This is a genomic window from Streptomyces sp. NBC_01431, from assembly GCF_036231355.1.
Classification (GTDB): Bacteria; Actinomycetota; Actinomycetes; order Streptomycetales; family Streptomycetaceae; genus Streptomyces.
Window position 1 is genome coordinate 4870386 of record NZ_CP109496.1, and the last position, 18064, is coordinate 4888449.

The following is an 18064-nucleotide window of genomic DNA, read 5'->3' on the forward strand; positions in this document are numbered from 1 at the left end:
CGCTTTCGTGCTTCCGTTATTTCCCCGGTGGTTCCGGCGGCAGGATCGGGAAGCGGCGGGGGGCCAGGAAGAGCAGGACCAGTAGGGCGAGGACGGCGGCCGCGGCGGCGCCGAGGTAGACGTGGTCCACCGCGGCGGCCACGGACCGGCGCAGGTAGTCGGCGGCCTGGGCCGTCAGGTCCGTGGGGTGTTGCAGGGCGCGGGAGGCCGCGTCGAGGTCGCCGGGGAGGCCGGGGACCGGGGCGTGGGCGAGGCGGGCGGCGATGGTGGTGTTGGCGACCGCGCCGAACAGGGCCGCGCCGAGCGACTGGCCGACCTGGCGGCAGAACAGTACGGACGCGGTGGTGGTGCCGCGTTCGGACCAGCCGACGGTGGACTGCACGCCGACGATCAGGGGGAGTTGGCAGAGGCCGAGCGCGGCGCCGAGGAGCAGCATGATCAGGGCGGGCTGCCAGGCGTGGCCGGGGAAGGGCAGCAGGGGGAAGGCGACCAGGATCAGGGTGGCGAGGGTGACGCCGGTGATGGCGGTGTCGCGAAAGCCGATGCGGTTGTAGACGCGGCTGGAGAAGGCGGCCGATATGGGCCAGCTCAGGGTCATCACGGACAGGACGAAGCCCGCCGCGGTCGGGTTGAGGCCGAGGACGGACTGGGCGTAGGTGGGCAGGAAGACGGTCGGGGCGACCATGAGCAGGCCGAGTGCGCCGAGGGCCAGGTTGACGGCGGCGATGGTGCGCCGGCGCCACACCCAGCCGGGTATGACGGGTTCGGCGGCGCGGCGTTCCACGTACACGGTCAGTGCGGCGAGTGCGGCGCTGGCGGCGAAGAGGGCGAGTGAGGGCGCGGAGAGCCACGGCCAGGCGACGCCGCCCTGGACGACTCCGGTGAGCAGCAGGGCGCCGGTGGCGAAGACGCACAGGGCGCCGGCCCAGTCGGTCTTCGGGCGGGTGGTGGGGGTGCGGCGGGCGGGTTCGGTCAGGTGCCGGGCGATCAGCCACAGCGCGGCGGCTCCGACGGGCACGTTGATGAGGAAGATCCAGCGCCAGTCGGCGTAGCTGGCGAGGAGTCCGCCGAGGGCGGGACCGGCGACGGAGGAGGTCGCCCAGACCGTGGACAACTTGGCCTGGATCCTGGGGCGTTCCTTGAGCGGGTACAGGTCGGCGGCGATGGTCTGGACGGTGCCCTGGAGGGCGCCGCCGCCGAGGCCCTGCACGATGCGGAAGGCGATGAGCGCGGCCATGTTCCAGGCGAAGGCGCACAGGACGGATCCGGTGAGGAAGACGATGATCCCGGCGATCAGTACGGGTTTGCGGCCGAAGGTGTCGGAGAGCTTGCCGTAGACGGGCAGGGTGACGGTGACGGCGAGCAGGTAGCCGGAGAACAGCCAGGAGAAGACGGCGAATCCGCCGAGTTCGCCGACGATCTGGGGGACGGCGGTCGACACGATGGTGCCGTCGAGGGCGGCCAGGGCCATGCCCAGCATGAGGGCCGCGACGACTGGGCCACGCCCGCGTGCGGGGACGGCCGGTGGTGTCGCGCCGCATGCCGCCTCGGCGCCCGGGGTTTCGTCGGAGACGCTCACCAAGATCCCTTCACTGTGCACGCATCTGCTCGGGCACACCTTCTCACCCCGGCCCTGAGCGGCGGCAGGGTGGCGTCGGGGGTGGAGGCCCCTGCGGGTCGGGGTCGTTCCACGGGTGGAGACCCCTAAGGGGCGGTCCCTACTTGGGGGCAGGGGTCCGTCGTCCCGGCGGAGGACGTGGACGCGGGGGCGTGTTCCTTACGGTGGTCTTACGTCGCCTCCGCGGCCGTGGGGTGGGGAAAACCCCACCTCGAAGCGGGTGACGGGCCCCCCATGTGCGGGACCCGTCGAGCCGGGAGACTCAAGGCGTACGTCAGCACGACTGGCTGGAATTCGACCAAGGAGAATTACCGTGACAACGGCTGTGACCATTCCCAGGCACGGGGACACTGGAGGGCGTACGGCGGTCGCGGCACGGGCGCGCCAGGTTGTGAAGGCGTACGGGTCGGGCGAGACGCGGGTGGTGGCCCTCGACCACGTCGACGTCGACATATCCCGCGGCCAGTTCACCGCGATCATGGGCCCGTCCGGCTCCGGCAAGTCCACGCTGATGCACTGTCTGGCCGGGCTCGACACGGTGACCGGCGGCCAGATCTACCTGGACGAGACCGAGATCACCGGCCTGAAGGACAAGAAGCTCACGCAGCTGCGCCGGGACCGGATCGGCTTCATCTTCCAGGCGTTCAACCTCCTGCCGACGCTGAACGCGCTGGAGAACATCACGCTGCCGATGGACATCGCGGGCCGCAAGCCCGATGCCCAGTGGCTGGAGCGGGTGGTGGAGACGGTGGGTCTGGCGGGGCGGCTCAAGCACCGGCCGACCCAGCTCTCCGGCGGCCAGCAGCAACGCGTCGCCGTGGCACGGGCGTTGGCGGCCCGTCCGGAGATCATCTTCGGTGACGAGCCGACCGGAAACCTGGACTCGCGGGCCGGTGCCGAAGTGCTCGGCTTCCTGCGCCAGTCCGTGGACGAGCTGGGCCAGACCATCGTGATGGTCACCCACGACCCGGTGGCCGCCTCCTACGCGGACCGGGTGCTCTACCTCGCCGACGGCAGGATCGTGGACGAGATGTTCCGCCCGACCGCCGACGCCGTACTCGACCGCATGAAGGACTTCGACGCGCGGGGGCGGACGTCGTGACCGTGTTCAAGACCTCGATGCGCAACTTCCTCGCGCACAAGGGACGGATGGCGCTCTCCGCCGTCGCGGTCCTGCTGTCGGTGGCGTTCGTGTGCGGCACGCTGGTGTTCACCGACACCATGAACACCACCTTCGACAAGCTGTTCGCGGCGACCGCCTCCGATGTGACGGTCAGCCCCAAATCGGTCGACGACAAGGGCGCCCCCTCACGGACGGGCAGGCCGGAAGCGCTGCCCGCCTCGGTGGTCGCCCAGGTCGCGAAGGTGCCGGGCGTGCAAAAGGCCGAGGGCTCGGTCGGCAGCTCCAGCATCACGGTCGTCAACGCCAAGAACGAGAACATGGGTTCCTCCAGCGGCGCCCCGACCATCGCCGGAAACTGGACCGACAACGACCTCAAGGCGATGGAGATCACCTCGGGCCGGGCCCCGCGCGGGCCGGCCGAGATGATGGTCGACGCCGACACCGCCGACAAGCACCACCTCAGGATCGGTGACGAGCTGCGCACCATCGCCGTCACCGGCGACTTCACCGCGAAGATCACCGGCATCGCCACCTTCAAGGTGACCAACCCCGGTGCCGCGATCGTCTATTTCGACACCGCGACCGCGCAGCGGGAACTCCTGGGCGCCACCGGCCAGTTCACCGCCGTGAACGTGACCGCGGCGAGCGGGGTGAGCGATGCGCAGCTCAAGCAGAACGTGGCGGCCGCGCTCGGCGCGGGTCCGTACAAGCTGCAGACGGCGAAGGAAGCCGCCGACGCCAACCGCTCCGACGTCGGCTCCTTCCTCGACGTGATGAAGTACGCGATGCTCGGCTTCGCCGGGATCGCCTTCCTCGTCGGCATCTTCCTGATCATCAACACGTTCTCGATGCTGGTCGCCCAGCGCACCCGCGAGATCGGCCTGATGCGCGCCATCGGCTCCAGCCGCAAGCAGGTCAACCGCTCGGTGCTGCTTGAGGCGCTGCTGCTCGGCGTGTTCGGCTCGATCCTCGGGGTGGGCGCGGGCGTCGGTCTCGCGGTCGGCCTGATGAAGCTGATGGGCTCCATGGGAATGGAGCTGTCCACCAGCGACCTCACCGTGAAGTGGACGACGCCGGTGATCGGTCTGGTCCTCGGTGTCGTGGTGACGGTCGTCGCGGCCTACGTGCCGGCCCGGCGGGCCGGGAAGATCTCCCCGATGGCCGCACTGCGCGACGCGGGCACCCCGGCCGACGGCAGGGCCGGCGTGGTCCGGGCCGTCATCGGTCTGGTGCTGACCGGCGCGGGCCTCGCGGCGCTGCTCGGCGCCGCCAACTCCGCCCAGGCGTCGGCCGGTTCGGGCCTGCTCGGCCTCGGTGTCGTACTCACCCTGATCGGCTTCGTGGTGGTCGGTCCGCTGCTCGCGGGCGGAGTGGTGCGGGTCATCAGCGCACTGGTGCTGCGCTTCTTCGGGCCGGTCGGGCGGATGGCCGAGCGCAACGCGTTGCGCAACCCGCGGCGTACCGGCGCGACCGGCGCGGCCCTGATGATCGGCCTGGCCCTGGTGGCCTGCCTGTCGGTGGTCGGCTCCTCGATGGTGGCCTCCGCCACCGACGAGCTCGACAAGTCGGTCGGCGCGGACTTCATCGTGTCCTCCGGCACCGGCCAGCCGATCGTCCCCAAGGCCGCCGACGCCCTGAAGCGGACCCCGGGCATCGCGCACGTCACCAACTACAAGTCGGTGGACGCCAAACTGACCGCCCCCGACGGCAAGGCCCAGGACGACCAGGTCACCGCCGCCGACCCCACCTATCAGCAGGACCTGCGGCGCAAGACCGTCGGCGGCGACCTGGCGGCGGCCTACGGCCCGAACGCCATGTCGGTCGGCGACACCTACGCCAAGGCGCACGGCATCAAGGTCGGCGACACGATGACCGTCGCCTTCAAGGCGGGCCGGACGGCGCGGCTGAAGGTCGCGGCGATCACCTCGGACGACACCAACGTCGACAAGGGCGCGATGTACACCAACATCACGACCGTCGCGAACTACCTTCCGGCCGACAAGATGCCCAAGAACATGCTGATGTTCGCCAAGGCCGAGGACGGCAAGGCGAAGGACGCCTACGCCTCGCTGAAGGAGTCGCTGAAGGCGTATCCGCAGTACAAGGTGCAGAACCAGGCCGACTTCAAGCAGGACCTGAAGGACCAGATCGGCCAGCTCCTGAACATCGTGTACGGACTGCTCGCCCTCGCGATCATCGTCGCGGTGCTCGGCGTGGTGAACACGCTGGCCCTGTCGGTGGTCGAGCGGACCAGGGAGATCGGCCTGATGCGTGCGATCGGCCTCTCGCGCCGCCAGCTGCGCCGCATGATCCGCCTGGAGTCGGTGGTGATCGCCCTGTTCGGCGCGCTGCTCGGCCTCGGGCTCGGCATGGGCTGGGGCGCCACCGCGCAGAAGCTGCTCGCCCTGGAGGGCATGGGCATCCTGGAGATCCCCTGGCCGACCATCCTCACCGTGTTCGTGGCCTCGGCGTTCGTGGGTCTGTTCGCCGCGCTGATCCCGGCCTTCCGGGCGGGACGGATGAACGTCCTGAACGCGATCGCCAGCGAGTAGCCCCCGCGGCCGTCGTCTGTCGCGCGGTGCCCGCGCCCCCCGCCGGGGCGCGGGCACCGCGATGCGCCGCCGTAAGCCCGCTCCGTCAGGCCTGAAGGCGCAGCACCACGTATCCCGCCGCCACCCCGGTGACCGTGTAACGGGCGCCGGGGTGCAGCGTTCTCGCGTACTGCACGGGGTCGCCCGCCCAGCCGTCGCCGTTGTCGAGCGCGATGTAGCGCGGGGTCACCTGGCGGGTGTCGCCCACCCAGAAGACCCGGCAGCGAGAGGTGAGCCGGGCGATCGGCCCGACGTCCGCCTCCACCGTCGCCCCGTCCGGGATCCGGTCCAACAGGCGCTCCACGGCGGCCACTTGGGGACTTCTGCGGTACGTGTCCGGCTCGGTCAGCGCCGCGAGCGGCAGTGAGGGCGTCAGGGCCAGTGCCGCGGTCGCCGCGCAGACCGGCAGGTTGCGGCCGTACGAACGCAGCCAGGGGCGCGGACTGTGGCGGGCGCGGGCCGCCGCGTCGGCGAGCGCGAGCGCGAGGACGGGCATCAGGACCGCGCTGTAGTGCCAGTCAGTGGACCAGTAGTGGTCGTCCGACGACAGGAAGCGCCAGCCGATGGTGGGCAGCGCGGCCAGCAGCAGCGGGGAGCGCAGCGCGAGCAGGCCGGTGGTGGGCAGCAGGATCCAGATCAGGGTGCGGAGCTTGGTGTCCCCGGCGGCCAGCGGTCCCGCGCCGTCCATCTTGCTCCAGTAGTCGTACGTGTCCGCCGAGTTGAAGGCCGGTATGACGGCGGTGAAGGTGACCAGGGCGGCCACCGCCCCGAACGCGGCCACGACCATGGCCCACCGCACGGCGCGCGGCGAGGCGCGCCGGGCCCGCACCGCGACGACGACAGCGAGCGCGGCGGTCGTCAGACCCAGGTCCTCCTTCACCACGACCAGCGGCAGCGCGTACAGGAGGGCCGCGCGCCGCCGTTCGCGCAGCACCGCCTCAAGGGAGAAGGCGATGAGCGGGACCGCGAAGCAGATCTCGTGGAAGTCGAAGTCGGCCGCGCGCTGCATCCCCCACGACAGGCCGAACGCGACGCCGACCGCGAAACCCGGGCCGCGCCCGAGCAGCCGTGCCGCGGCGCGGGTCACCGGGATCGCGGCCAGCGCGAACAGCGCGGACTGGGCGACGAGCAGGGTGACGGGGCTGGGGAACAGCCGGTAGGCGGGGGCGAGCAGCGCGGTGACCGGGCTGAAGTGGTCGCCGAGGATGTTGGTGCCGGGCCCCTTCAGATCGGCGACGGGCGCCTGGAAGTGGGCGTAGGCGCGGACCACCTGCTCGAAGATTCCCAGGTCCCAGGAGAGCGTCTGCATCCGCCGGTAGCGGAGTACGGACAGCGCGGTGTACGCGATGAACAGTGCGGCGGCGAGCAGATACGGGTCGGCTGCCCGCCGCCGGAGTATTCGGCCGGGCAGCCGGGCCCGCCGGGCGGGCTCCTCGCCGGTCTGCTGCGGGGATGGGGGCGCGGTGAGCAGCGCTCCGGACACGTGCGGCTCCTTGGCTCAGCGGGTGGGGGCGGTCGAGGTGAGGGCGGCGGAGGGTGAGGAGCTCGGCAGGGCGGGGAAAGTGGGGTCGGGGGAGGGGCCGTTGGGGGAGCCGCGGCCGGTGAGTGGGCTCGGGGTGCCTCTCGAAGGGGAGGCGGACCCGGAGGCGGAGTCGGAGATCTCCGGCACGGCCGAGGCCGGTGACGGCTCGGAGTGGTGGAGGGCGGGCGAGCCCCCGGTGGGGGTGGACGCGGGCAGCGCCGGGGCACTCTGCTGGAGGCGCAGGCCCGCGGCGCCGCCCCCGGCGAGCACGCACACCGCGCACGCGGCGAGCGCGGCGAGGTTGCGGCGGCGGCGCCGCAGTCCGCGGGCCGCGACGCGTTCGGCGGGCTCGGGCACGATGCCTCGGCCGCCCGCGTCGGCGGCCCGCTTCAGTGCGCGGGCCAGGGACTCCTCGTCCCGGCGGAAGCCGTGGAAGTCAGACACCGTGTTCCTCCTCCAAGAGGCGGGGCGCGAGGGCGGCCCGAGCGCGCGACAGGTGGGTCTTGACGGTGCCGGCGGAGATGCCCGTCTCGTGTGCGACCTGGTCCACGCTCAGGTCGCACACGTAGTGCAGTACGGCGACGCGGCGCTGGCGGTCGGAGAGCCCGCGCAGGGCGTCGACCATGGCGACGGTGCCGGGGTCGGGCTCGGGGTCGGTTGGCCGGGCGCCGTGGCTGTGCCGCCGCCAGGCCTCGGCGGTCCTGCGGCCGCGCCGCCACCGGCTCACGGCGAGCCGCCACGCCACGGTCCGCACCCAGGCATCCGGCCCTGCCCCGGCGTCCAGGCGGGCCCGGCGGCCCCACGCCCGCACGAACGCCTCCTGGACGACGTCCTGGGCCTCCTGTAGATCGCCGGTCATCAGATAGACCTGCCCGACCAGCGGTTTTACGGAGTGAGCGTAGAACTCCTCGAACTCCTCGTCGGTCAATGCGGCTCCCGTGCCTGAATGGGTCTCACGGGGTATACGCCCCCTACCCCCAGTCTGGTTGACAGCCACCCTCAAGTTTTTTCCCGGCAGTGGGTAACGGAGCCGATGAGAGGCGCGGGGAACTGCGCGAGCAACCGTGGACGGTCGGCAGTGGGCGGCGGAGCCGATTGCAGGGGCGCCGGTCGGCAGTCGGCAGGAAGTGGGGCCGGGGCACAGCCCCGGGGGCGATCGGGACGGCGGGTGTCAGCGGGGCGTCGTACGCTGGAAGCCCCCGGCCCGTCAGACGTGTCGGGCGGTTCGCGTTGCCCACTCCCCGGGATGGATGCCCTTCATGAGCCTGCACGGTCTGCTGGACGCCGTTGTACGAGACCCCGCGCTCGCCGAAGCGGTGAAGGCCGCCACCGACGGCCACCGGATGCACGTCGACCTGGTCGGCCCGCCCGCCGCCCGCCCCTTCGCGGTGGCGGCCCTGGCGCGCGAGGCAGGGCGCCCGGTGCTCGCGGTGACCGCGACCGGACGCGAGGCGGAGGACCTGGCGGCCGCGCTCCGCTCGCTGCTGCCCCCGGACGAGGTCGTCGAGTACCCCTCGTGGGAGACGCTGCCGCACGAACGCCTCTCGCCGCGCAGCGACACCGTGGGCCGCAGGCTCGCCGTGCTGCGCCGCCTCGCGCACCCGCGCGGCGACGACCCGTCGGCGGGCCCGGTCGCCGTCGTGGTCGCGCCGATCCGGTCCGTACTACAGCCTCAGGTGAAGGGCCTCGGGGATCTGGAGCCCGTCGCGCTGCGCAGCGGGCAGTCCGCCGACCTCAACGACATCGTCGAGGGCCTCGCGGCAGCGGCGTACGCCCGCGTCGAACTCGTGGAGAAGCGCGGCGAGTTCGCGGTCCGCGGCGGCATCCTGGACGTGTTCCCGCCCACCGAGGAGCACCCGCTGCGCGTGGAGTTCTGGGGTGACGACGTCGAGGAGATCCGCTACTTCAAGGTCGCCGACCAGCGCTCCCTGGAAGTCGCCGAGCACGGCCTGTGGGCGCCGCCCTGCCGTGAGCTGCTGCTCACCGACGACGTGCGCACCCGGGCCGCGGCCCTCGCCGAGGAGCACCCGGAGCTCGGCGAACTGCTCGGCAAGATCGCTGAGGGGATCGCGGTGGAGGGCATGGAGTCCCTCGCCCCGGTCCTCGTCGACGACATGGAGCTGCTGATCGACGTGCTGCCGAAGGGGTCGATGGCCGTCGTATGCGACCCGGAGCGGGTGCGTACCCGGGCGGCCGACCTGGTGGCGACCAGCCAGGAGTTCCTCCAGGCGTCCTGGGCGGCGAGCGCCGGCGGAGGCACGGCGCCCATCGACGTGGACGCGGCCTCCCTGTGGGGCATCGCGGACGTCCGCGAGCGGGCCCGCGAGCTCGGCATGATGTGGTGGTCGGTCTCCCCGTTCGCCGCGGACGACGCCGACCTTGACGACGACACCCTCAAGCTCGGCATGCACGCGCCCGAGACGTACCGCGGCGACACCCAGCGCGCGCTCGCCGACACCAAGCGGTGGCTCGCCGACGGCTGGCGCACGGTGTACGTGACCGAGGGCCAGGGCCCGGCGTCTCGCACGGTCGAGGTCCTCGGCGGCGAGGGCATCGCGGCCCGGCTCGACACGGACCTCGCCGAGTTGACGCCCTCGGTCGTGCAAGTGGCGTGCGGCGCCATCGACTTCGGGTTCATCGAGCCGGCGCTCAAGCTCGCCGTCCTGACCGAGACCGACCTCACCGGCCAGCGCACCGCCACCAAGGACCTGGGCCGCATGCCGGCCCGGCGCCGCAAGACCATCGACCCGCTCACCCTGGAGGTGGGCGACTACATCGTGCACGAGCAGCACGGGGTGGGCCGTTACATCGAGATGGTGCAGCGCACCGTGCAGAACGCGACCCGCGAGTACCTCCTCGTGGAGTACGCGCCCGCCAAGCGCGGCCAGCCCGGCGACCGTCTCTATATCCCCACCGACCAGCTGGAGCAGGTCACCAAGTACGTCGGTGGCGAGGCGCCCACCCTGCACCGGCTCGGCGGCGCCGACTGGACCAAGACCAAGGCGCGCGCCAAGAAGGCCGTCAAGGAGATCGCCGCCGACCTCATCAGGCTGTACAGCGCGCGCATGGCCGCGCCCGGCCACGCCTTCGGCGCGGACACCCCCTGGCAGCGCGAGCTGGAGGACGCGTTCCCGTACGCGGAGACCCCCGACCAGCTCTCCACGATCGCCGAGGTCAAGGAGGACATGGAGAAGACGGTCCCGATGGACCGGCTGATCTGCGGCGACGTCGGCTACGGAAAGACGGAGATCGCGGTGCGGGCCGCGTTCAAGGCGGTCCAGGACGGCAAGCAGGTCGCCGTCCTGGTCCCGACGACGCTCCTCGTGCAGCAGCACTTCGGCACCTTCACCGAGCGCTACGCCCAATTCCCGGTGGTAGTACGGGCGTTGAGCCGATTCCAGTCCGACACCGAGGCGAAGGCGACGCTGGAAGGCCTGCGGGACGGCTCCGTCGACCTGGTCATCGGTACGCACCGCCTGTTCTCCTCGGAGACCAAGTTCAAGGACCTGGGCCTGGTCATCGTGGACGAGGAGCAGCGCTTCGGCGTCGAGCACAAGGAGCAGCTGAAGAAGCTCCGCGCCAACGTGGACGTGCTGACGATGTCGGCGACTCCCATTCCCCGTACGCTCGAAATGGCCGTGACGGGCATCCGTGAGATGTCCACGATCACCACCCCGCCGGAGGAGCGCCACCCTGTGCTCACCTTCGTCGGACCGTACGAGGAGAAGCAGATCGGCGCCGCGATCCGGCGTGAACTGCTGCGCGAGGGCCAGGTCTTCTACATCCACAACCGGGTCGAGTCGATCGACCGGGCGGCCGCGCGGCTGCGCGAGATCGTGCCCGAGGCGCGCATCCAGACCGCGCACGGGCAGATGGGCGAGTCCCAGCTGGAACAGGTCGTGGTCGACTTCTGGGAGAAGAAGTTCGACGTGCTGGTCTCCACGACGATCGTGGAGTCGGGCATCGACATCTCGAACGCGAACACGCTGATCGTGGAGCGTGGCGACAACTTCGGCCTCTCGCAGTTGCACCAGCTGCGCGGCCGCGTCGGCCGTGGCCGCGAGCGGGGCTACTCCTACTTCCTGTATCCGCCGGAGAAGCCGCTGACCGAGACCGCGCACGAGCGGCTCGCCACCATCGCCCAGCACACCGAGATGGGCGCGGGCATGTACGTGGCGATGAAGGACCTGGAGATCCGCGGCGCGGGCAACCTGCTCGGCGGCGAGCAGTCCGGGCACATCGCGGGCGTCGGCTTCGACCTGTACGTACGCATGGTGGGCGAGGCGGTGGCCGACTACCGGGCGCAGATGGACGGCACCAGCGAGGAGGAGGCGCCGCTCGAAGTCAAGATCGAGCTGCCGGTCGACGCGCACGTCCCGCACGACTATGCGCCCGGCGAGCGCCTCCGCCTCCAGGCCTACCGGGCGATCGCCTCGGCCAACTCCGAACAGGACGTCAAGGCGGTCCGCGAGGAGCTCACCGACCGGTACGGCAAGCTGCCCGAGCCGGTCGAGAACCTGCTCCTGGTCGCGGGTCTGCGCATGCTGGCGCGGGCCTGCGGGGTCGGCGAGATCGTGCTCCAGGGCGCCAACATCCGCTTCGCGCCGGTGGAGTTGAGGGAGTCGCAGGAGCTGCGCCTCAAGCGCCTGTACCCGCGTACGGTCATCAAGGCGCCCACCCGGCAGATCCTGGTGCCCCGGCCGACCGCCGGGAAGATCGGAGGGAAGCCGGTGGTGGGGCGGGAACTGCTCGCGTGGACGGGCGAGTTCCTCACCACGATCCTGGGCTCCTGACCAACTCCGGCCCCACCGGTGTGAGGGCGGGCGGCGTCGCGACGATGCCGCCCGCCCTCGTGGTGTCCGCCGGGGTGTTCCGAGGTGCGACCCGCGCCCGGTCCCGTGCGCCGGTCGCAGTGTGGTGATCAAGGCCGGGCGGCTGTCCCTTTCGGGACCATTGTCCGGCGGCCCGCCGGGTAGGACTACCTAGGATTACGAGGTTCCGCCAACTCCTGCCAGGACGGCTCGCCTTGATGCGTACCTATCGAATCGCCCTCCCAGCAACCGCTCTCGCGGCCTGCCTCGTCCTCACCGGATGCGGTGGCGGCGACGCCAAGAAGGGGCCGAGCGGCGCGCCCGGCCCCACGGGCGCGGCGGGTTCCGCGCTCGCCGCCGTCGACTCGCTCACCGTCAAGGGGCGGGCGCCGAAGACCGGTTACAGCCGCGACCAGTTCGGCAAGGGCTGGACCGACACCGACCACAACGGCTGCCAGACCCGCGAGGACATACTCAAGCGGGACCTCAAGGACGTGAAGTACAAGGACAAGTGCGACGTGGCGTCCGGGACGCTCGTCCACGACCCGTACACAGGGGAGGCCATCCAGTTCCAGCGCGGCGCCAGCAAGATCGACATCGATCATGTGGTGGCGCTGTCGGACGCCTGGCAGAAGGGCGCCCAGCAGTGGGACAAGGACAAGCGGACCCGGTTCGCCAACGATCCGCTCAATCTGATCGCGGTCGACGCGAGCGCGAATCGCCGCAAGAGCGACGGTGACGCGGCGACCTGGCTGCCGCCCTACACGGCGTACCGCTGTACGTACGTGGCGGACCAGGTGGCCGTGAAGAAGAAGTACGGCGTGTGGCTGACGGACGCCGAGAAGACCGCCATGAAGACGGTCCTGGGCACCTGCCCCACCCAGCAGCTCCCGGCGGGCTGAGTCGCCGGGAGTGGTGGCGGTACGTCAGGGGCTCTCAGCCCGCGGCGATGGAGGACTTCGGCGGGGCGACCGCGTGGACCGGCTGGCCGAAGCGCGAGAAGGTCAGCGTGCCAGGGCTGTCGCCGCCCACGGTGACCATCTTGAGGAGGTACGGCTTGCCGGTGGTCGCCACGTCCATGGTGAAGCTCTCGGCGCCGTCCTTCTCGGTGAGCACGATCGCGGGGACGCCGTCGACCTTGGTGGTCGCGCCCTTGCGAGCCTCGGTGTCCTCGTCGGGGAAGCCGCCGATGAAGTTCTTCAGGTCGCAGATGGACGCCAGGTCCTTGGCGTCGGCGGACGTGGTGTTGGACTTGGTCCACTTGCCGCCCTGGCCGCTCGGCCGCAGGTAGACGATCTTGCCGGTCTTGATCATGCCGATGTCGTCCTTGCCCTCCCCGACGGTTCCGGTGCAGTCGCCCTTGGCGTCCAACATCAGGTCCAGCTTGGTGTTGCCCTCCTTCGGGTCGTTGATGTTCGCGTTCAGGTGCAGCGAGGTGGCCTGACGGGTGGCCTTGAGGGCGTTGGTGAATATCTGGCCGCCAGTAAGGTCCGCGTACGGGGCCTCGGGTGCGCCGGCCGGGCTCGCGGAGGCGGTCGACTGGGCGGTGGCGGACTCCTTCACGGAGCTGGGGGCGGCGCCGGCGCCGCCGCCCGAACAGGCCGTCAGGGCCGTGGCGGCACAGACGAACAGGGCGCTGGTGGCGATGGTGCGGCGGCGCATGGCGTGAACTCCCCCTGGGGGCGGTAGTGCTGGGCGGGGTGAAGCGATGGACGGCGGGCGGCCCTGGGCTTTGTGGCGCCGGGCACGGGTGAACCGTCGCGCCACATCAGAGCAGAGCTTGTGAACCGAGTCAACGTGGTTCACCTGATCTTGACCATTCACGGGCCGCAAGGGGTGTTGTGGGAGTTGTTCGGTAGGCTCGGCGACACAAGGCGACGAGGGGAGCGGGCCAAGTGCCGGAGCACGCAGCGGAGGTGACCGCGGCCGGGATCGCCCGGCTCGCGGGGGTGGGGCGCGCGGCCGTCAGCAACTGGCGGCGCCGCCACGGTGACTTCCCAAGGCCCGTCGGCGGCACCGACACCAGTCCCTCCTTCGCCCTGACCGAGGTCGAACAGTGGCTGCGCGACCAGGGCAAGCTCGCCGAAGTCCCGCTGAGCGAACGGGTCTGGCAGCACGTGGTGAGCCATCCCGCCGGTCCTGTGACCGCTCTGGCGCACGCGGGTTGCGCCCTGCTCGCCGTACGCGACCGGGCCGAGCGGTGGCACGAGCTGGCCGCCCTCGACGACGTGCGGCTGACCGGGCGGCTGCCGGGGCTGGTGGACGAGGTCCTGGAGGAACGGTTCGGCCGGGACGGCCGGGACGGCGGTGTTCACACCCGCTCGGTCGGCGCCGCCGAACTCGCCCCCTCCACCGCCCTGGTGCGCCAAGTCGCCGAACTCGCCGCCGAATCCGGTGCGCGCGAGGCCTTCGAGTTCCTGCTCGGCCGCCACCTCGACGCCAACCCGCGGCAGTACACGCTCACCCCGCAGGGCCCCGCCGAGCTGATGGCCGCGCTCGCCGGGCCCGCGGCCACCGTTCTCGACCCGGCCTGCGGCACCGGCACCCTGCTCGGTGCGCTGCCCGCGGCCACCGCCCTGCACGGCCAGGACGCCGACCCCGACCTGGCCGCACTCACCGGACTGCGGCTCGCGCTCGCCGGTCGCGCCGCCCTGCGCACCGCCGCCGCCGACTCGCTGCGCGCCGACGCCTTCCCGCACCTGGCCGCCGACGCGGTGCTGTGCCATCCGCCGTTCAACGAGCGCGCCTGGGGCCACGACGAACTGGCCTACGACCCGCGCTGGGAGTACGGCCTGCCCGCCCGCACCGAATCCGAACTCGCCTGGGTGCAGCACGCGTTGGCCCGGCTGCGCGACGGCGGCACCGCCGTCCTGCTGATGCCGCCCGCCGCCGCCTCCCGCCGCTCGGGCCGCCGCATCCGCGCCGACCTGCTGCGCCGCGGCGCCCTGCGCGCGGTCGTCGCGCTGCCCGCGGGAGCGGCGCCGCCCTACGGCATCCCCCTGCATCTGTGGGTGCTGCGGCGGCCGGGCGCCGCCACGCGGCCCGCCCCCGAACTGCTGCTGGTCGACACCTCCGGCATCGAGGGCCTCGCGGTGGACGGCGGCCGGGACAAGCTGCCCTGGCCCGCGCTCACCCGCGCCGTGCTCGACGCCTGGACCGCCTTCGACCGCGACGGCACGGCGGCCGCACAGCCCGGGGCCAGCCGGTGCGTCCCGATCATCGACCTGCTTGACGACGACGTCGACCTGGCCCCGGCCCGCCATCTGCCGCCGCCCGCCGCCGAAGGCGGCACCGCCGCACTCGACGCCGTACGCGAACGCCTCGGCGCCACCCTGCGGCAGGCCGCCGAGCTGACCCCGCCGCCCGCCGGGCCCGTCCCCGCCGGTGGTGCCCGCCGTCCGCTCACCACCGTCGGCGAACTCGCCCGTGCGGGCGGGCTGTTGCTGCGCTCCGGCGGCTCGGGCACCGCGCCCGTCGACCACCCGGCCCCCGCCGTCCTCACCGAGCACGACGTGCTGGCCGGCACCACTCCCTCGGGCGTCCTGCCCGAGGGCCCCGCCGAGGAGGCGGTGCTCACCGAACCCGGCGACGTCGTGGTGCCGGTGCTCGGCGGCGGGGCCGTCGCCCGGGTCGTGGACGCGGCTACCGCGGGCGCCGCCCTCGGCCGCAACCTCCAGCTCCTGCGGCCCGAACCCACCGCCCTCGACCCCTGGTTCCTGGCCGGGTTCCTGCGCGGCACGGCCAACAACCGCCAGGCCAGCAGCCACGCCACCACCGCCTCCCGGCTCGATGTGCGCAGGCTGCAACTGCCCCGGCTGCCGCTCGCCGAACAGCGCCGCTACGGGGAACGGTTCCGGGCGCTCGCCGAGTTCGAGGACGCGCTGCGCCTCGTGAGCAGGCTGGGTGAACAGCTCGTCCAGGGCCTGCACGACGGTCTGACGGACGGCAGCGTCGGACCCGGCTGACGGCTTTCGGGCACCGGGCCATCGGGTCCGGCCGACCGCCCCGGGGTCGAGGCCGCCGGGTTCGGGTGGCGCCCGGCCGGGGCCCGGGATGTCCGGTCCGAGTGACGGTTGGATACCGGCAAGGGCATCCCCGGGACCACCGTCAGAGGCGGTGTATACGCTCATGTTCCTGACCCGTCCCAGTTCCAGGAGCAGCAATGCACGGCCCCGGCTATGGCCCGCCGCAGCCCCGACCTTCCGGGGCGGCGACGGTCGTGCTGCGCGTGCTGTTCGCACTGCTGCCGCTCGTCAGCTTCGGCCTGCTGTCGTGGACCGCTCTGCTGCGTCTCGCGATCGTGACCCGGCGGGGCGCGCACTGGGCGCTGTTCTGGGCCCAACTGACCGTGTATGTCGTCTTCTTCACCTTCGTCGGCATGGCCCCCGACGACAACGACTGGCGGATGAACGTCGGGATGATCGGCCTGCTCACGCTCGCCGTGGCCAGCACCGCGTTCTACCTGTACGCCGACATCCGCCACGGTGCGCGCCCGTCGGCCCCGACGGGCCCCTACGGCATGCCCGCGGGATACGGGCCGCCGCACATACCGCACACCACGGCTCCGCAGTTCGGGCCGTACGCCAATCCTTACGCCGAAACCCCGGCCCCGCACTGGCCCCCGGTCCCCGCGCCCTCGCAGCCGCACGGCCCGGCCGGTCCCCGGATCGACCGGGTCCGCGCCGAACTGGATGAGCTGTCGCAGTACCTGCGCAAGGAGAGCGGGGACAGCGGCGAGGGCGGCCACCGGTGACCGCGGGACGCGTCGTCGCCGGACGCTACGAGCTGGCGACGCTCCTCGGGCAGGGCGGCATGGGCCAGGTGTGGACGGCGTACGACCAGCGCCTGGACCGCCGGGTGGCGGTGAAACTGCTGCGGCCCGACCGGATGGCGGGCGCGGGAGCCGCCGGCGACGCGGACGAGCTGCGGCGCCGCTTCGTGCGCGAGTGCCGGGTGACCGCGCAGGTCGACCACCCCGGTCTCGTCACCGTGTACGACGCGGGCGGCGACGGCGACGACCTGTACCTCGTCATGCAGTACGTCGAGGGCGCCGACCTCGCCGACCACCTCGCCGAGCACGACCCGTACCCCTGGCCGTGGACGGTGGCCGTCGCCGCCCAGCTGTGCGCGGTGCTCTCGGCGGTGCACGCGGTGCCGATCGTCCACCGCGACCTCAAGCCGCGCAACGTGATGGTGAGGCCGGACGGCACGGTCACCGTCCTCGACCTCGGTGTCGCCTCCGTCGTGGACTCCGACACGACCCGCCTCACCCACACCGGCTCGCCCATCGGCTCCCCGGCCTACATGGCGCCCGAGCAGGCGATGGGCGGTGCGGTCGGCCCGGCCACCGACCTGTACGCGCTCGGCGTGCTGCTCCACGAACTGCTCAGCGGGGACGTCCCGTTCGCGGGTTCCACCGCGCTCGGCGTCCTGCACCGCCACCTGTACGAGCCGCCGCTGCCGCTGCGCAGGCTGCGTCCCGAGGTGCCCGCGGCCCTCGAAGCGCTCGTGCTGCGCCTGCTCGCCAAGGACCCGCAGGCCAGACCTGGTTCCGCGCAGGAGGTGTACGAGACGTTGGCACCGTTGCTCCCGGTGCGGGGCGGCGCCGGGCCCTCGGGCCCGCTCGATCCGACCCGGCCGTTCCTGCGCCCGCACGCACCCTGGCCGGATCGCGCAGCCACCCCCGCGCCCGCCGCCGTCCCGCCGCCCGTGGCACCGCCGCTACCGCCGCGCCCCGACGTGGCGGGGGCGGTCGACGAGGCGAAGCGGCTGCTCGGCGAGGGCCGGATCACCCAGGCCGTCGACATCCTCGGCTCGATCCTGCCCGCCGCCGCGGCCGAGCACGGCGAGGCCTCGCCCGTGGTCCGCATCCTGCGCAAGCAGTACGCGGCGACGCTGATGGACGACGGCCAGTACCGGCGCGCGCTGCCCGAGCTGCGCCGGCTCGCCGACGACCGGGCGGCGCAGGCGGGCCCCGCCGATCCGCAGGCCCTGGAGTTCCGCCACGACGCGGCCCAGTGTCTGGAGCAGCTCGGCGAGACGGCCGCGGCCCTTGCCGAATACCGAGCGGTGCTGCCCGGCTTCGAGGCGCAGTACGCGGCGACCGACCCGTCCCGCCCGTTCGGCATCCGCCACCGCATCGGCCACCTGCTGCTCGCCGTCGGCGACCACGCGGCGGGCCACCAGCAGCTTCAGACGCTGCTGTGGGATGCGGAGCGGGTGTACGGGGTGCAGCACCCGTTCCCGACGGAACTCCGTCGGGGCTTGGCCCGCCAGCGGGAGGTCCGGGGCGCGTAACGCCCCGCTCCGCGGAGGTCGGTTCGCTTCTGGGTGCGGACCCGGGTCTGGTCGTTGGCGCAGTTCCCCGCGCCCCCGAACCCGTCGTCGTCCGCGGGCCGC

Annotated in this window: 12 protein-coding genes; 7 read left to right on the forward strand and 5 right to left on the reverse strand. The window is 72.4% G+C overall.

Annotated elements, in window-relative coordinates; genetic code table 11:
* Positions 1-16: 16 nt before the first annotated feature.
* The gene (locus OG522_RS22465) at positions 17-1579 is read right to left on the reverse strand and encodes an MFS transporter (protein WP_329464797.1); all 1563 of its coding nucleotides are present in this window, start codon (positions 1577-1579) and stop codon (positions 17-19) included.
* Between the two features lie 352 nt (positions 1580-1931).
* On the opposite strand from OG522_RS22465, the gene OG522_RS22470 reads away from it, so the two are divergent.
* Together OG522_RS22470 and OG522_RS22475 are read left to right on the forward strand one after the other, a co-directional pair.
* Complete coding sequence (locus OG522_RS22470; RefSeq protein WP_329464798.1) at positions 1932-2720, forward strand: ABC transporter ATP-binding protein; 789 nt, start codon at positions 1932-1934, stop codon at positions 2718-2720.
* On the forward strand, positions 2717-5293 hold the full coding sequence (locus OG522_RS22475) for an ABC transporter permease (protein WP_329464799.1): 2577 nt from the start codon (positions 2717-2719) through the stop codon (positions 5291-5293). The genes OG522_RS22470 and OG522_RS22475 overlap by 4 nt, the downstream gene beginning before the upstream one ends.
* An 85-nt stretch (positions 5294-5378) precedes the next feature.
* On the opposite strand, the gene OG522_RS22480 is transcribed toward OG522_RS22475, so the two are convergent.
* From OG522_RS22480 to OG522_RS22490, 3 genes are read right to left on the reverse strand one after another with little or no spacing between them, the layout of a single operon-like run.
* Entirely contained in the window at positions 5379-6815 is a 1437-nt protein-coding gene (locus OG522_RS22480; protein ID WP_443074733.1) for a DUF2079 domain-containing protein, read from the reverse strand.
* A 15-nt stretch (positions 6816-6830) separates the two neighbouring features.
* A complete protein-coding gene (locus tag OG522_RS22485; protein WP_329464800.1) occupies positions 6831-7298 on the reverse strand; it encodes a hypothetical protein in 468 nt (155 codons plus the stop codon).
* Positions 7291-7782 carry a SigE family RNA polymerase sigma factor gene (locus OG522_RS22490; protein ID WP_329464801.1) on the reverse strand — a complete coding sequence of 164 codons (492 nt, stop codon included), beginning with the start codon at positions 7780-7782 and terminating at the stop codon, positions 7291-7293. The genes OG522_RS22485 and OG522_RS22490 overlap by 8 nt, the downstream gene beginning before the upstream one ends.
* Before the next feature lie 331 nt (positions 7783-8113).
* Between OG522_RS22490 and mfd the strand changes: the two genes are divergently transcribed.
* Together mfd and OG522_RS22500 are read left to right on the forward strand one after the other, a co-directional pair.
* The gene (gene mfd, locus OG522_RS22495) at positions 8114-11647 is read left to right on the forward strand and encodes a transcription-repair coupling factor (RefSeq protein ID WP_329464802.1); all 3534 of its coding nucleotides are present in this window, start codon (positions 8114-8116) and stop codon (positions 11645-11647) included.
* Between the two features lie 236 nt (positions 11648-11883).
* Positions 11884-12567 carry an HNH endonuclease family protein gene (locus OG522_RS22500; RefSeq protein WP_329464803.1) on the forward strand — a complete coding sequence of 228 codons (684 nt, stop codon included), beginning with the start codon at positions 11884-11886 and terminating at the stop codon, positions 12565-12567.
* 34 nt (positions 12568-12601) lie between these two features.
* Here OG522_RS22500 and OG522_RS22505 read toward each other — a convergent pair whose 3' ends face one another.
* Positions 12602-13327, reverse strand: coding sequence for a hypothetical protein (locus OG522_RS22505; RefSeq protein ID WP_329464804.1), 726 nt, complete (start codon positions 13325-13327; stop codon positions 12602-12604).
* A gap of 233 nt (positions 13328-13560) precedes the next feature.
* Between OG522_RS22505 and OG522_RS22510 the strand changes: the two genes are divergently transcribed.
* The 3 genes from OG522_RS22510 to OG522_RS22520 all read left to right on the forward strand — a co-directional run bounded on the left by OG522_RS22510 (position 13561) and on the right by OG522_RS22520 (position 17962).
* Positions 13561-15630, forward strand: a complete 2070-nt coding sequence (locus OG522_RS22510) for an N-6 DNA methylase (protein ID WP_329464805.1) — start codon at positions 13561-13563, stop codon at positions 15628-15630.
* Between the two features lie 197 nt (positions 15631-15827).
* Positions 15828-16418 carry a hypothetical protein gene (locus OG522_RS22515; RefSeq protein WP_329464806.1) on the forward strand — a complete coding sequence of 197 codons (591 nt, stop codon included), beginning with the start codon at positions 15828-15830 and terminating at the stop codon, positions 16416-16418.
* Entirely contained in the window at positions 16415-17962 is a 1548-nt protein-coding gene (locus tag OG522_RS22520; RefSeq protein ID WP_329464807.1) for a serine/threonine-protein kinase, read from the forward strand. Before OG522_RS22515 ends, OG522_RS22520 begins: the two co-directional genes overlap by 4 nt.
* Positions 17963-18064: the final 102 nt, after the last annotated feature.